Origin of the sequence: Candidatus Soleaferrea massiliensis AP7, assembly GCF_000820765.1 — a bacterium.
In the GTDB taxonomy this organism is placed as follows: Bacteria; Bacillota; Clostridia; order Oscillospirales; family Ruminococcaceae; genus Soleaferrea; species Soleaferrea massiliensis.
Genome location: NZ_CCYH01000026.1, coordinates 1 through 15,033, shown reverse-complemented (window position 1 = coordinate 15,033; position 15,033 = coordinate 1). Strand labels below are relative to the sequence as shown.

Below are 15,033 nucleotides of genomic sequence, written 5' to 3'. Positions count from 1 at the left end.
GTTATCATAATCTCAGTAAAATTTCAGCTGGTTGTCCTCATATCCCAGCCGGTAAGCACGGATGATGTCCGGCATCTTGTAGAGGATCCCCTTCTCATCACAGCGGGCGGTGAACAGCTTCCAAAGCGGTTTCGCGCGGTCGCTGACGCATTGATACTGATAGGGGTACCGGCGTTCGTACCGTTCGCGCAGGCCATCCTCCGGGAACAGCTCCTGCAGCTTGGAAAGATACCATTCCCGCTGATTTTGACGCATGGTCATGCCGAATGCCGGATAGATGAACCGCACGCCTGCATGCGCCGCCCGGTCAATAATCCCCAGCACATTTTCCGGGGTGTCCTCGAGAAACGGCAGAACCGGCATCATCAGGATTCCGGTAAAGATGCCCCCGGCGCTGAGCTTCTCCAAGGCGGCGAAGCGGGCGGACGACACGCTGACATGCGGTTCGACGCGCCGGCACAGCTCGTCATCACAGGTGGTGACGGTCATCTTGCACAGTACCGGTGAAATTTTGCGGATCTCCTGCAGGACATCGACATCCCGCAGGATCAGATCGCTCTTGGTCGCGATCGCCGCGCCGAATTCGTATGCGCTGAGCAGCTCCAGCGCGTGGCGGGTCAGCTGCAGGTCCCGTTCCAGCGGGTTGTATGGGTCGCTCATCGAGCCGGTCGCCACCACGCCCTTTTTGACCTTGCGGCGCAGATCGTCGCGGATGATGCGCAGCGCGTCCTCCTTGACGCGCACCTGGTCAAACCGGTCGATGCGGTAGCAGTCGCTGCGGCTGTCACAATAGATGCATCCGTGGCTGCACCCGCGGTAGATGTTCATGTTGTAATCGACGCCGAACCATCCGTTCTGGACACGGTTCACGATGCTCTTTGCCGGGACATATTCAACCATCCTGTCAGTCCGCCTGCTTCCAGCGCTTCAGGGTCGGGAACCATGCTTCCAGCCCTTTTGTTGCTTCTTCGCGGTCCTGATACATACCGGAGTCCATTCCCATATTCACGCAGAAATCGATCATCTCATCCATGGTGCATGCATTGGTGAAAGCGCCGTTTTGGTAACAGTAGGTGCAGTAATCCTCCTCGAGGCTTCCATCGGCTTTGGTGCCGAAATGCTCAGCATCGGTCATCGGCATGCCGCAGCTCTGGCAAAAGATTCTTTCATCCATGATTGGACACTTCCCTTCTTTGTTTCTGACACGATTATAGCAGATAAAACCGGACACGTTCTGTCATATTAAAAATTCTTTCTAAAATCTATGTTTCTATTCACAAAACGCCGCCTATTCAGAATGGCCGGCATCCGGCAGCGTATCTTCCCGGCAGGCTTCGAGAATCCGCAGAGCTTCCCCGCACAGGGTCTGCCGGACATGTTCGGGGGAAAGCACCTTCACGCTTCCGCCGAATGAAAGCAGATGCCCGTAAACCCAGTCGTCCAGCGGCCACCAGGTTTCGACCAGCAGACGGCCGTCCTCCTGCTTCTCGATCTGCGCGGCATGGAAATCATCGTAAACCCGGTACGCCACTTCCGGGGAAAACAGCAGCTTCAGATGGACAACCTGATGCGGCTTTGCACTGGGCATATACAATTGAGGCGGCGTTTCCCTGGGTTTGAACCGTTCATCGGTCAGCTGGACACGCTCCATGCGGTGCAGCTTAAAGGTGCGCATCTCCTGCTTGTCCAGGCAGAATCCAACCAGATACCAGGCGTTGTTTTTAAAGCACAGCTTGAGCGGCTGGATCTGGCGCCTGCTCTGCTCACCCATCGTGTTGTAATAGATGAAGCGGATCACACGGCGCTCCAGAATGCTTTGCTTGAGAACATCGAACCGCTCGCGTTCTCCGTCCATATTGCCCCAGCTTGAGAAGTCAACCTGAATCCAGTCCGCCTGTTCCCGCTGAAAAAATCCCTTGAGATGCTTGAACAGGGCATCGTCCTGTACGGCGCCGGCCGCCTTCATGCTTTGCAGGGCAAACAGGATTTCATCCTGTTCCTCTTTGGAAAGGATGGATTTGTTGAGCACATAATCCTCCATCAGCCGGATGCCGCCGCCGCGCCCCTTTTCGGCATAGACCGGGATGCCGGCCGCGCTCAGCGCATCGATGTCGCGGTAGATGGTACGGGGCGACACCTCAAACCGTTCGGCAAGCTGCGCCGCGGTCATGCCCGGACGTTCCAGAAGCAGGTAGACGATTTCAAACAGGCGGTTTTTCTGCATGGCATTTCCCCCTTTTCATTCTTTTCAGTATACCACAAAATCCGCCGCCTTAAAAGCCGGGGATGCCTGTAAATGTGCGAAAAAGAAGAAGCCTGATATTCCCGTCAGAAGATCTGCCGTCATTGCCGCATGTGGCGTACAGAGTGTCAAACCTGATGCTCTGCCGAAAGATATGCTGTCATTGCAAAACGCGGTGTACAAAAAGCTGCTGTGTGCCGGCACAGCTGCCGGATACATACACCAATGTCCACCGGGTTTCATGGCTCATAAACTCAAACCGCTGTACAGAAGATGGATTTTCCACATAGAAAGGACATAGAAAAGGATCCGAAGCTGGATGCTTCGGATCCTTTTTGATCGGATTTACGCACGTTTAATCGGGATCTGTATTTCGGTGAGCCAGTCGGCCGGGTCTTCGCGGTTCCATTTGCCGTCGATATAGCATTCGCGCGGGTTTTCCGCCAGCTCATAACCGTTCTGCTGGACCCAGTTGAGCGCCCAGGCGTAGGCTTCGCCGATGGTTTCATAGGGGCCGCGGTGATAGACACAGACCGCTTCGACCGGTTTGATCTCCTTAAACTTGATGATATCGGTCTCCACACCGGCGCTCACAACCTGCTGCGCATATTCCAGCGCGATGTTCTGATGCTTGAATTCCGGGTCCAGATAGGTGACATAGCCGTAATCCGGCTCGGTGCAGCGCATATTCGGATTTGCCGCCAGGCATTCGTCTGCGGAGCTGAGAATGAACGCTTCGATCTTGGAAAAGTCTTCGATGACGCCCCGTTTGTAATAAACCGTGCCGGCCGGAAGCTGTTTGATCATCGCCTGATACTTCATAAAAAATTCCTCCTCGTGAACAGATAAGATGGATTCTATCCTCGAGAGCTGTTCAGACAATTCCCGCACCTGCGCGCTGACCGACTCACGGTGCCGGGAAAGGACACTCTCCAGCTCGCCGGAGTCCAGCACGCGTTTGATATCTGAGATGGACAGGCCGGTCTGGCGCAGCGCGGTGATCATGCACAGGTCCAGCAGCTGTTCGGTCCGGTAGTACCGGTAGGAGTTTTCCGGATTCACCGAAGCTGGCTTCAGCAAACCGACCTCGTCATAATAGCGCAGGGTCTTGATGGTGGTTTTGGCCAGCTTGGAAAATTCTCCGATACGATGCATGGAATCGTCCCCTTTCTCTCGATGTCTCCATCTTACATGCTCCCCTAACGGGAGAGTCAAGCATTTTTTAATTTTTTATACCAATAATGCGCAGTTAAATCAGCACGATAAACTGGAAATTGTATTATTCGACGGTAACTTTAAATCTACATTTTTCAGCACCGCTTAAGACAGTTTCTATTATTTCCACTTCTATGTGCTTTTGGGGCATCATATTTTGCAAAATATATATCATACTCTGTCTGGAACATTCACAAAAAGCAGCCTCTTTTCCTCCATCCAATGCTTCCTGACATACGCATTTGGGATAACCCATTTCATAGATGTGCCCCTTTTCAATCTCCTTTGCAAAGAAAAACTCAGTTTCGCCATATTTCTGACAAAATGTATTCAAATCGAAGTTACACTCTTGAAACCACTGCATGTAGATAGGCAATACAGTATCCTTGACACAATTTATTGCTTTTGCTCTATAATCCATTTTTTCCTCCTACAAGTTTACAAAAACTAAACTTAATTATTTTCATAGGGTTATCACTCTGAAATTCTATTTTGTCGTCCTGCGCCTTATCCGCCTTAGGCGAACAAACACATAACCAGCTATTTTTATTTTCATATTGGCTCATGGAAATGTCAAATATCTTAAATCGTTTCATTATTTCATGCTGCTGTTCATAACTCTGTTTATTCGCTTGGGCACCATTCGGGCACCATATTATCCTTTGTAGAATTGCATTGCATACAGCAAAAATACTGATTCCATGGGCTTTTCCGGCTGAAAAAAGAATTTTCTCGCCGCCGAATATTTACTATGTTTTATCAAGTATCATTTTGCGGAATCAGGATGCCGTCATTTCTTTTTGGGCTTTTTATGCAGTTTCAAGATGATACCGCGCTTTTGGGCAATCTCCTGAAAACAGGATGCGGCGAACGCGGCCTTTTCCTTGACAGGTGCATCGGTGTCAGTCCCCGATGCAAGCCGCTTCATGACAGATATGACGTCGCCCAGCTCAAGCAGGTTCACCGCTACGCAGTAGAAGGTCTTTTTCCGGCCGTCATTGTAGTTGTCCAGAAGCTCCCGCAGCAGCACAGCTTTTTCATCCAGTTCAGACTGGTATGCCTGAACGCCCATCCGCTGCGCTTTTTTAAGGTCCCTGACCATATTTCTGTGTGTGATGAATGAATCATACTCCGTCACGCCATCATATTTTTCACAGGGGAACGCATCACACATGAAACAATATTCCACCCCTTCATGCTGCTGGCTGCACCTTATAATGGCGCACGGCTGATGCCCCTCTCCGCCTCCGCAGCCCGGGCAGTAATGATTCAGATGCATCGGGCACAACGCGCAGTTCAGGCCGCACAATGAGAACCGAGGGTTTTCTCTGCGATAATTTTTCATCCGTACTCTCCCACCTACTTGATCGCTTTTTATACCGATTGAACAGGTCTGCCGATATCAATCCGGCCCTTCATCACAAAGGTGAAAGGCCAGACAAACCACTCTGTACGCAGCATCTGAGTCCGTTGCCAGAATCTCATCATTCGTTTGTTTTCTGACAGGCTGCTTTCCGATGCATGATGAAAAGCAGCCTCCTGTGACAGCCATTAATTCCACCTTGATGCAGACCTGTGTACAGGACTGTTCGAACCGTACAAATTCTTATACCTTGTTTGTCATCATTCGGTTCTGTTTGTCCTTTCAAAGGTGTGGAAATATGCTTTGAGATCCTGCTTGGTCTCTTCGGGCAGATCATGCCATCGAATCCCCTGAATCGCACCCTCCAGCCCCTGTAGTCTTGCTATACACGCGGAATCGTCGATCATCCGGATGCGCCGGAACGCCTCTTTGCTGCCCATTTCTATGAGCTGCTCCGGGGTATCGACGCCGATTTGATGGAGCTGCTGCTCCAATACCTTGCCGATGTTCGGCAGCTTTGACAGTTCTCCCATGCCGTTCTCCTCCTTAATTTATCGAAATCTATCGGATTTCCGTGCAGATATCGGTTATCTGCGCTTCACAGTTTTCTTCAATAAAATGGATAATCCTTTCAGAAAGCTGGTCGGCTGTTTTCTGGTCCGGCACGATCGCCGCTGTGGCGATCACCGCTGTCTGATGCAGGTCCTGCCGTGCGACTTCGGCGGCCGACAGATGAAAATGATGCCGCAGCTTTGCGAGGATGCTCTGCACCACCATCCGCTTATCCTTCAGGGAATGCGCCCACGGCAGGTACAATGTGACTTTTATGGCAGAAATCAGCATCATCTGTTCACCTCTTTCATTGATCGGCAATTGCCCGCACCCGTTTTTGATCCCGTCATTCTCACCGGTCATGCCGATGATTTTAACTAATATTTATTCTGGCAGCCTGGACACAAGCATCGATTTATGATGCGCTTTCATATTGGCATTGGCCCACATCAACAGCCCATCATTTCTCATAATCTCATGATCTTCATTGATCATGCCGACGACTTGTCCCAGTCTTCATTCTGGCAGTCTGGAACAGGTATCGACTTATGATGCTTGTTTAACGGCACAGGCCTCAAGACAGGTCAGCAGGTGCCGTGCTCATATTTCTTATGCGTCTTGGAAAACCGTGGGATGGTAAACTGTATACGGCTCGGATTGTAGTCGACGCCCGCTTTACGCGCCTGGCTGTGCTGGTATCTTCGTGCAATCCTGTAGACATGCCCGTTCTTTAAAAAGCGCGCGCCGGTCTGCTTGAAATAAAATGGAACATCAAATTCCATGCACTGGCGGCGCAGATCGAGAATCCAGTTGTAGCTGCACAGCCGCGCTTCCTCCCCGGATTCTCCTCCGGCAATCACCTGCTCAACCCAATCCCCCAGATAGGGACGCAGGTCGATCGGTTCCAGCAGCGGCTCACAGACAATGCCTTTATGCTTGATGGGCGCATCCCGAAAGATCGGAAGCCGGAAATCCGCCCGATCCTGATTTTCCACCGTACAGCAGATTTCCACGTTGTCATAGCCGTCTCCCCAGTCATCGGGCTTGCAGGCTTCCAGCCGGTCGATGCGCTTTGTCACGAAGATGAAGTATAAATCGCTGCGTTCGCGCATCATCCGCCACGCTTCGCCGCGCCAGGAGTCCGCATCCCTGACCAGGAAATCCGAGGTGAAGCAGGTGTACACCGTTTCGCCGGATGGAACCTTGTATTCCCCGGACCGGCTGCGGCTGATCGGAAGCCGGAAATCCCCATTTTTGCGCACCAGCGTGCTTTCCTTGCCATGCCGCTCGTCCATGCGGTATACATAGCAGTTGAGACATCCGGGACTGATCTTGTGGCAGCCGTGCCATGGGTTCCATGAGACCGGCATCACTGCCCCTCCTGCAGATAGGCCAGCACTTCAGCCGCATTGCTGTCCGGCTTTGCCTTCTCATAAACCTTGATGATTGTACCGGCTTCATCGATGATGAAAGTGCTTCTCACAACACCCATAAAAACCTTGCCGTACAGCTTTTTTTCCTGCCAGACATCGTATGCCTGAATGGCCTCCAGTTGCTCATCCGACAGCAGCAGGAACGGCAGGGCGTACTTTTCGGCAAACCGCTGATGGGAACGCTGACCATCCCTGCTTATGCCGATGAGCACCGCACCGGTCTGCTTCATCTGTTCGAACACATCCCGGAACGCGCAGGCCTGTTTCGAACATCCGGGCGTATTGTCCTTTGGATAGAAATACAGCACGACCCTGCGGCCCGAATAATCGGACAGCCGGTGTATGGCGCCGTTTTGGTCCGGCAGCGCAAAATCCGGCGCCTTTGCTCCCTCTTTCAGCACAGCTCTTCTCCTCCTGTCTGCTCATCCCGCAGGAATACGTAGTTGTCGCGGGATGACAATTCCTCTATGTACCGATATCCTTCCCAATCGAACGCCTGCAGCTGCTCGGGCCTTTCCAGCGCATGTTGAACGGCATAGCGCGCCATGCGTCCCCGCGCCATCTTTGCCATGGTCGGGAGCGTTCGGAGCTTCGTCCCCCTTCCGCGTCACAAACCGGCAGGTGATGAACCGGTCATCGGGAGAAAGGTAAGGCGTGACCATCTTCGCGTACTCTTCCGACGCGAGATTGACCACCGCTTCCTTCTCCCGGAACAGTTCGCGGTAAATCCGGTCTCCCCAAAAGCGGTACAGGCTCTTCCCATCCACCCTGAGCCGGCACTGCATTTCAAGCCGGTACGGCTGAATGCCGTCCAGCGGCCGCAGCATCCCGTAAAAGGCACTGAGCAGCCGGATATACGCATCTGAGCGTTCCAGCTCCTGCCGGGTGAAGCTTTCCGCCTGCAGATACTGATACGCAAGCCCATGATAGCTCAGAATGGCAGGCTGTCCGGAAAAGGCGTTGTCATAACGCTGGAAATCCTCAAACGCCTGCAGCGCGATGCCGGGATTGACGCGCATCAGGCTTTCCAGCTGCCATGCCGTATAGCCCTTCAGCAGCTGCGCAAGCCGCTGTGTCTGCTGCGGGAACAGCGGCACGGTTGTCCGGCAGCTTTCCAGGATGCCGCGCTTCATGTTTTTGGCGGGTGACAGGATCAACTTCATCGGCGGATTCCTCCATCGGTTTCAGGATAACGGTTTTAACTCATTATATACCATTCCGCCCCGCTTTTCAACCTGCGGGCTGCTGGAACCATCTGGATTGATCATGATGAACGCCGCGGCATATCCGCCTTGTTTTGAAGAAGATGAACGACCGGCAGCACTGCATCCGGCTTTGATGCCGGTCATGTTTCATCTATCATTGCCGGATGAAACAGTCTGCCGTAAATCAGCGGGAGAAAACCCGTATCCGGTGTCCACGGCTGTCCATATCCATAAGCTTGTCTGATCCATATTCCCTTGTTGTCGTTTCGATGAGAATATACTTCCGCGATACACCCCGGCCATCTATATCGGATATGCCCTGCTTTACCCGCACGCCTTTGCCTATATGAGAATAAGCTTCTGTATGTTGAACCCGAACAGCCGAGGTTTTCATTTTTATATTTATTAGAGGGCAGCTTGTCATGGACCATGGTCTCCAGCCGTCCCGCGGTTCGGCTTCCATTCCCTCATATGGGATTTCATCATACCGATTGCTGTCATATGGGGACGGTTTTTGTAAAAACCTTCTGATTCGACGGTTGTCAACCGAATCCGATTGTGTTATAATGAATAAAAATCTGATTACTTGGAGTGTATATTGATGTCGTTTAAAAACTTACTGGTTGCACAGTCCGGAGGACCCACCGCAGCGATCAACGCGACGCTGGCCGGCGTCATTATGGAAGCCATGCAGCACGAAGAAATCGGACGTCTTTATGGTGCCTTAAACGGCATTGAAGGATTCCTGCAGCGCAGAATCATCGACCTGCGGGAACAGCTTTCAGATCCGGCGGATCTGGAACTGCTCAAGATCACGCCGTCGATGGCGCTGGGCTCCTGCCGGTTCCGTCTGCCGGAAATCGGCGACGACCGCCAGATCTTTGAAGAGATGCTCCATATTTTCCGCGAATATGAAATCGGTTATTTCTTTTATATCGGCGGAAACGACTCGATGGATACAGCCTATAAATTGAACGCATATTTTAAAGAGGTCGGAGAGGATATCAAGGTCATTGGGCTTCCCAAAACCATTGACAACGACCTCCCCGAAACCGACCACACGCCCGGTTACGGCAGCGCGGCGAAATATATCGCCACCACCATGACCGAGATCATCAGCGACTGCGAGGTCTATCACATGCCGGCGGTCACCATCGTGGAAATCATGGGACGGGACGCCGGCTGGCTGACCGCCGCCGCCGCCATGCCGCATCTGCTGGGCTGCGACGCCCCGCATCTGGTTTATCTGCCGGAGGCCCCGTTTGACCCCGACCAGTTTGTCGCGGATGTCACCGAGCTGCAGAAGGACCACAAGGCGATTATCATCGCGGTATCCGAAGGCATCCGGTTTGAAAACGGCCTTTATGTCGCCATGGACGAACAGAGCGGCATGACCGATGCGTTCGGCCACAAATACCTGGCAGGCTCCGGAAAATATCTGGAAAAGCTGGTCATGCGTGAGTTCGGCTGTAAGGTTCGTTCGATCGAGCTGAATCTGCCGCAGCGCTGCGCGGGACATCTGCTCTCCAAAACGGATATCGAGGAATCGGCCATGGTTGGACGTGCGGGCGTAAGGTGCGCGCTGGAAGGCCATTCCGGCCAGATCATGATCATACGGCGCACCTCGAACGATCCATATGCCATTGAAATCGGACACTGCGATATCCAGGATGTCGCCAATCTCGAACGCAACGTTCCGGATGCCTGGATCAACGAAGCGGGCAACGGCATCACGGATGAGCTGTACGACTATATGGAACCGCTGATTGAAGGCGAACTGGACCATCCCACGGTAAACGGTCTCCCCTGCCACTTCCGGTTCGATAAAACCGATATCGTTTCAAAGTAACATCAAAACGGCTGAAATTCGGAAAACGGATTTCAGCCGTTCATCGTTTAACGGGCATATTGGTCGGACATTGAAAGCCGCGTGTTCAATCGGCCTTGGCCGTAACGGGAACACCACGCTGCCAGCTTTGGTGAGAAAGGAAACCGCCTGAAAAGACAGTATCCTTCAACGCGATAACGGTGCCATTGCATCCTTTCCGCCGAGCATGAATGGAAAAACCTTTTTTCAGCTCTGCCGCACAGGCATACGGCTTTTTTCTGTTCCGGATCAAGGCATACCGAATGAATGGGAGTGTATTGTTTTTCTTTTGCAGACGTTTCAAGGTAAAAACAATGCCTGTCAGCTGAAGACCTGTCCGCCGGACGGCTTCCAACAATTTCATATTGAAAGCCAAAGCAACACCACCGTGCGGAGGTGCGTCAAATGGGCCTGAAATGGGCTTTTCTCATATTTTCTATGCCGCGGTTATTTTAAATAACATTATCTCAAATAATGTGCGAATTATTTATGTTTTTACCAGATTTTGTTTTGCAAATGCAGGGCCGATCATGTATACTACTAAACATAAAGAGTGTGATCCATGAACAATGTGGATGGCCCTTTATATGATTGCACCACAATCTTTTAAAAAGAGTATAACCTCCGAACGACGGAAGTTATACTCTTTTTATTTGCTGCCTCAGCCTCGATACTGCATGAAGGCAAATGTGGGAAGCATACTAAGGTTAAATCAAAATGAAAAGGATGGATGTTATGTTTAAAAAATGTACCGCGCTCGCTTTGATGCTGTTTATGCTGCTGACTGGATGTTCCGCAGGAAACGCATCGGGTTCCGGCGGTCTGAAGGACAGCGCGACCCTGCAGGAAATCGTGGACAAGATCGATACGGAGATCGGCATTCAGATGCCAAGCGAGCTGGATGAACAGACCCTGCAGGATTTGTTCGGCGTCAAAAAAGAGGATGTCGAGGAATTCTATGGCAAATTCGCCATGGTGATGAACTCATCGGACAATGTCATTGCGATCAAGGCAAAGGACGGCAAGGCTGAGGATGTGAAAGCCGCGCTCGAAAAGCGCAAAGAGGATGTGATCCAGAGCTTTGAACAGTATCTGCCGGATCAATACGAGAAAGCGCAGAAAGGGCTTGTCATCACCAAGGGCAACTATGTATTTCTGGTTATCGTTGGGGAAGCGGAACAGATCGATCAGGATATGAACAAAGCCAAAGAAATTGTTGACAGCTATTTTTCCTAATGCTTCGGCACAAACCATCTGACAATATGAAACATAACAGCGGGCGTGCTCTATGGAAAGCATGCCCGCTGTTTTTCATCCGCGTCCACAGCTCTTCGAAACGTATCTGTATGGATGGCTTTGCGTTTTTCGACAAAATCAGGTATAATGGTACTATTCTATTTTATAAAGGCGGGAGAATCATGAAACGGGAAACGGTACTGATCACCGGCGCTTCGCGCGGCATTGGAGCCGCCGCGGCACGCCTGTTCGCGTCAAAAGGGCTGCGGGTCGCCATCAACTGCAGCGCTTCGATGGACCGGGCGCAGTCCTTAGCGGATGAGCTGCGCGCACAGGGAGCCGACGCGGCCGCATTCTGCGCGGATGTGGCCGACCGGAAAGCTGTAGAAGGCATGTTCACGCGGATTGCCGAACAGCTTGGCCCGGTCGATATTCTGGTCAACAATGCCGGCATCGCACAGCAGAAGCTGTTTCAGGACATCAGCGAAGCGGATTGGGACCGGATGTTCGAGGTCAATGTCAAAGGCGTCTATCATTGTGTCCAGGCCGCGCTGCCGCATATGATCCATCAAAAGAATGGATATATCGTAAACCTTTCCTCCATCTGGGGAATCTGCGGCGCATCCTGTGAAGCGCATTATTCCGCCGCAAAAGCCGCCGTCATCGGCTTATCCAAAGCGCTGGCCAAGGAGCTTGGGCCTTCGGGCATCCGGGTCAACTGTGTGGCGCCCGGCGTGGTGGATACCCAGATGAACGGCATACTGGACGCCGCTGCGCTGGAAGCGCTGAAGGAGGAAACCCCGCTTGGAATGCTGGGCAAGCCGCAGGACATTGCCCAGTTGATCGTCTATCTCTGTTCGGATGCCGCCGGCTTCATCACCGGGCAGGTACTGAGCCCGAATGGAGGCATTGTCATCTGACCGGAAAGGAGAAGCGAATATGGGAAACGACAAGTATCAGGTTTTAAAGGATTACTTCGGCTATACCGCCTTCCGGGAGGGACAGGAAACGTTGATTGACGGCATCCTTTCCGGAAGGGACGCATTGGGCATTATGCCGACCGGCGCGGGAAAATCGCTCTGCTTTCAGGTGCCCGCACTGCTGATGGACGGCGTGACGCTGATCATCTCCCCTTTGATCTCCCTGATGAAGGACCAGGTGAACGCATTGAACCAGAGCGGCATTCCGGCCGCGTTTTTAAACAGCTCTCTGACGGCGGCTCAGTATCGGTCCGCGCTTGAATACGCAAAAAGCGGGCGTTACCGAATCATCTATGTGGCTCCGGAGCGGCTGATGACGGAATCCTTCCTGGACTTAACGCATCATGTCAGGATTTCCATGGTCGGCGTGGATGAAGCCCACTGCATCTCGCAGTGGGGACAGGATTTTCGTCCCAGTTACCTGAAAATCCGCACCTTCATCGATCAGCTGGAAGAACGCCCGGTAATCAGTGCGTTTACAGCCACCGCTACCGACGCGGTAAAAGACGACATCGTAAAGATTTTGGAATTGGAGAATCCGGTCATGGTGACGACCGGATTCGACCGAAAGAACCTCTATTTTGAGGTGCAGAAACCGCGCGATAAATTCACCAGTGTCCTGACCTATCTGGAGGAACATCCCGATACCAGCGGGATCGTCTACTGCCTGACCCGTAAAAATGTTGAGGAGGTCTGCGAAAAGCTGTGTGATGCCGGTTATAAGGCCACCCGCTATCATGCCGGCCTTTCCGATGAGGAGCGCAAACGGAACCAGGATGATTTTCTGTATGACAACAAATCCATCATGGTGGCGACCAACGCATTCGGCATGGGCATCGACAAATCCAATGTATCGTTTGTCATCCATTACAATATGCCGAAGAACATTGAAAGTTATTATCAGGAAGCCGGCCGCGCGGGACGCGATGGTGAGCCTGCCGACTGCATCCTGCTGTACAGCGGGCAGGATGTCGTAACCAATCAGTTTTTGATCGAGCACAGCTCGGACAATGAGGAGCTGGATGACGAGCTGTCCGAACAGGTCCGGGAAAAGGACCGGCAGCGGCTGAGGGCCATGACCTTCTACTGCAGCACCAACGAATGCCTGCGTGAGTACATCCTGCGTTATTTTGGAGAACGCAGCGCGAATTTCTGCGGCAACTGCTCCAACTGCAATCAAAACTTCGAGGATGTCGACATCACGGTGGACACACAGAAAATTTTATCCTGTGTCAAGCGCATGGGCGAACGGTACGGCGTTAAAATGATCGTGGATACCCTGCGCGGCAGCAAAAACGAGCGGCTTTTATCCTTGGGGCTGGATCATCTGTCAACCTATGGCATCATGAAGGAGACGAAGGAGCAGAGGCTGCGGGAAATCATCCAGTTCCTGCTCCTGCACGATTATCTCCGTTCATCTGACAGTGAATATCCGGTCTTATGCCTAGGTTCCAATGCTCGAAAAGCTTTGTTTGACGCAGAGAAAATCCAGATGAAGCTGCCGAAGGAAGAGGCGCCAAAGCCCAAAAAGGCAGCGGCATCACAGCTGCCGCCTGAAAACAAAGTGCTTTTCGACCGGCTCAAAAAGCTACGCGCATCCATTGCATTCCGTCAGAGTGTTCCGGCTTACATCGTATTCACCGATGCGACATTGCGGGAAATGGCTGCTGTCGTACCGCAAACTGAAGAGGAATTGATGGATATTTCGGGTATCGGTCAGCGCAAATTAGAGAAATATGGGGATACCTTCCTTTCTGCCATCCGGGAATTTTTACAGGATGAAGAGAATTGAACATCCGGTTGATCATACATAAGAAAAAAGACAGTCTCCTATTGTGGCTATACAGCGACAGGAGACTGTCTTTTTTAATGCAGTCTGTTTTCTGTGATGTTTAGATGCAATGAGTACGGCAAATGTGGTCTGATAAAAGTTCCACAGCAAAAGGTTCTTCATCCATGCACCCACGCAGAGTGCAACGGGGTGGAAGGAGAAGAAAGAGACCATTGTCAGGATTTCAATTCACGCACCCACGCAGGGTGCGACTTTTTGCAATGGGAATATGATCATTTCACAACGTTATTTCAATCCACGCACCCATGCAGGGTGCGACGATAAACCGGTCAAGACAGGGGAAATCTATCCGACATTTCAATCCACGCACCCACGCAGGGTGCGGCTGATCCGGATGATCAACGTAATATTCATTGATAGATTTCAATCCACGCACCCACGCAGGGTGCGACACCGGAACGACAGCGACGAGTATAACCCTTGCCGATTTCAATCCACGCACCCACGCAGGGTGCGACTAAAGCAGATATAATGCCGCAGGCAAGCCAGCAGACATTTCAATCCACGCACCCACGCAGGGTGCGACTGGTTATTTCTGGTGAAGATGAGTTGGATGAGTAATTTCAATCCACGCACCCACGCAGGGTGCGACTGGCGGTTGGGGAATTGTAGACGGTCTTGTCTTTATTTCAATCCACGCACCCACGCAGGGTGCGACTGTTCGCAAAATCAATCACCGCATACGGATCGGCATTTCAATCCACGCACCCACGCAGGGTGCGACGCGTTATGGCATTCACACGATTGGAGACCTGGCTAATTTCAATCCACGCACCCACGCAGGGTGCGACCAAAACAATACTACGCCGAAATCTGTTCGGCAGATTTCAATCCACGCACCCACGCAGGGTGCGACCCACTCGCTTTGGACACAAAGGATCAAAGAGAGGATTTCAATCCACGCACCCACGCAGGGTGCGACCCTCGTTATTCTCCAAATTCATTTGGTATCCATCATTTCAATCCACGCACCCACGCAGGGTGCGACTGCGCAATACTCGGTTCAAATGATCCATTTACTGATTTCAATCCACGCACCCACGCAGGGTGCGACTGTTCCAATCAATTCGATCCGCATCCGTTGCATT

The 15,033-nt window shown here is 52.0% G+C and carries 17 protein-coding genes, 1 pseudogene and 1 CRISPR repeat array; of the genes and pseudogenes, 4 read left to right on the top strand and 14 right to left on the bottom strand.

Annotation, left to right across the window (positions count from 1 at the left end):
- Positions 1-12: 12 nt before the first annotated feature.
- From BN348_RS05710 to BN348_RS13870, 13 genes and pseudogenes are all read right to left on the bottom strand, one after another.
- A complete protein-coding gene (locus BN348_RS05710; protein ID WP_040196845.1) occupies positions 13-900 on the bottom strand; it encodes an SPL family radical SAM protein in 888 nt (295 codons plus the stop codon).
- A 4-nt stretch (positions 901-904) separates the two neighbouring features.
- Positions 905-1,174 carry a zinc ribbon domain-containing protein gene (locus BN348_RS05705; protein ID WP_040196844.1) on the bottom strand — a complete coding sequence of 90 codons (270 nt, stop codon included), beginning with the start codon at positions 1,172-1,174 and terminating at the stop codon, positions 905-907.
- A 114-nt stretch (positions 1,175-1,288) separates the two neighbouring features.
- Positions 1,289-2,224 carry a helix-turn-helix transcriptional regulator gene (locus BN348_RS05700; protein WP_040196843.1) on the bottom strand — a complete coding sequence of 312 codons (936 nt, stop codon included), beginning with the start codon at positions 2,222-2,224 and terminating at the stop codon, positions 1,289-1,291.
- Positions 2,225-2,587: 363 nt separating this feature from the next.
- Complete coding sequence (locus BN348_RS05690) at positions 2,588-3,397, bottom strand: MerR family transcriptional regulator (protein WP_040196841.1); 810 nt, start codon at positions 3,395-3,397, stop codon at positions 2,588-2,590.
- A gap of 124 nt (positions 3,398-3,521) precedes the next feature.
- The gene (locus tag BN348_RS05685) at positions 3,522-3,878 is read right to left on the bottom strand and encodes a hypothetical protein (RefSeq protein ID WP_040196840.1); all 357 of its coding nucleotides are present in this window, start codon (positions 3,876-3,878) and stop codon (positions 3,522-3,524) included.
- A 369-nt stretch (positions 3,879-4,247) separates the two neighbouring features.
- Positions 4,248-4,802, bottom strand: a complete 555-nt coding sequence (locus tag BN348_RS05680) for a DUF3795 domain-containing protein (protein WP_040196839.1) — start codon at positions 4,800-4,802, stop codon at positions 4,248-4,250.
- Positions 4,803-5,080: 278 nt separating this feature from the next.
- Positions 5,081-5,353 (bottom strand): TfoX/Sxy family protein, encoded by a 273-nt coding sequence (locus tag BN348_RS05675; RefSeq protein WP_040196838.1) that lies wholly within the window; start codon positions 5,351-5,353, stop codon positions 5,081-5,083.
- A gap of 28 nt (positions 5,354-5,381) precedes the next feature.
- Positions 5,382-5,666, bottom strand: a complete 285-nt coding sequence (locus tag BN348_RS05670; protein WP_320408667.1) for a DUF503 domain-containing protein — start codon at positions 5,664-5,666, stop codon at positions 5,382-5,384.
- Between the two features lie 290 nt (positions 5,667-5,956).
- Positions 5,957-6,742: a DUF5131 family protein gene (locus BN348_RS05665; RefSeq protein ID WP_052446755.1), complete on the bottom strand. Its 786-nt coding sequence runs from the start codon at positions 6,740-6,742 to the stop codon at positions 5,957-5,959.
- Positions 6,742-7,206 carry a thioredoxin-dependent thiol peroxidase gene (gene bcp, locus BN348_RS05660; RefSeq protein ID WP_040196837.1) on the bottom strand — a complete coding sequence of 155 codons (465 nt, stop codon included), beginning with the start codon at positions 7,204-7,206 and terminating at the stop codon, positions 6,742-6,744. Before bcp ends, BN348_RS05665 begins: the two co-directional genes overlap by 1 nt.
- Positions 7,200-7,352, bottom strand: coding sequence for a hypothetical protein (locus tag BN348_RS14415; RefSeq protein ID WP_420885254.1), 153 nt, complete (start codon positions 7,350-7,352; stop codon positions 7,200-7,202). Before BN348_RS14415 ends, bcp begins: the two co-directional genes overlap by 7 nt.
- Before the next feature lie 61 nt (positions 7,353-7,413).
- A pseudogene (locus BN348_RS05655) lies at positions 7,414-7,968 on the bottom strand (YaaA family protein); the annotation flags it as partial.
- A gap of 21 nt (positions 7,969-7,989) precedes the next feature.
- Positions 7,990-8,154: a hypothetical protein gene (locus BN348_RS13870; protein ID WP_156136430.1), complete on the bottom strand. Its 165-nt coding sequence runs from the start codon at positions 8,152-8,154 to the stop codon at positions 7,990-7,992.
- Positions 8,155-8,611: 457 nt separating this feature from the next.
- Here BN348_RS13870 and BN348_RS05650 point away from each other — a divergent pair, with 457 nt between their 5' ends.
- The gene (locus BN348_RS05650; RefSeq protein ID WP_040196836.1) at positions 8,612-9,859 is read left to right on the top strand and encodes a 6-phosphofructokinase; all 1,248 of its coding nucleotides are present in this window, start codon (positions 8,612-8,614) and stop codon (positions 9,857-9,859) included.
- Positions 9,860-9,944: 85 nt separating this feature from the next.
- On the opposite strand, the gene BN348_RS05645 is transcribed toward BN348_RS05650, so the two are convergent.
- Entirely contained in the window at positions 9,945-10,253 is a 309-nt protein-coding gene (locus BN348_RS05645) for a hypothetical protein (protein WP_040196835.1), read from the bottom strand.
- Between the two features lie 359 nt (positions 10,254-10,612).
- On the opposite strand from BN348_RS05645, the gene BN348_RS05640 reads away from it, so the two are divergent.
- The 3 genes from BN348_RS05640 to recQ all read left to right on the top strand — a co-directional run bounded on the left by BN348_RS05640 (position 10,613) and on the right by recQ (position 13,885).
- On the top strand, positions 10,613-11,113 hold the full coding sequence (locus BN348_RS05640) for a DUF4358 domain-containing protein (protein ID WP_040196834.1): 501 nt from the start codon (positions 10,613-10,615) through the stop codon (positions 11,111-11,113).
- Positions 11,114-11,292: 179 nt separating this feature from the next.
- Positions 11,293-12,033 (top strand): elongation factor P 5-aminopentanone reductase, encoded by a 741-nt coding sequence (ymfI, locus tag BN348_RS05635; protein ID WP_040196860.1) that lies wholly within the window; start codon positions 11,293-11,295, stop codon positions 12,031-12,033.
- Positions 12,034-12,052: 19 nt separating this feature from the next.
- Positions 12,053-13,885, top strand: a complete 1,833-nt coding sequence (recQ, locus tag BN348_RS05630) for a DNA helicase RecQ (protein ID WP_040196833.1) — start codon at positions 12,053-12,055, stop codon at positions 13,883-13,885.
- Positions 13,886-14,105: 220 nt separating this feature from the next.
- A CRISPR array of direct repeats spans positions 14,106-14,999; the repeat unit is 32 nt; unit sequence ATTTCAATCCACGCACCCACGCAGGGTGCGAC.
- Between the last annotated feature and the right edge of the window lie 34 nt (positions 15,000-15,033).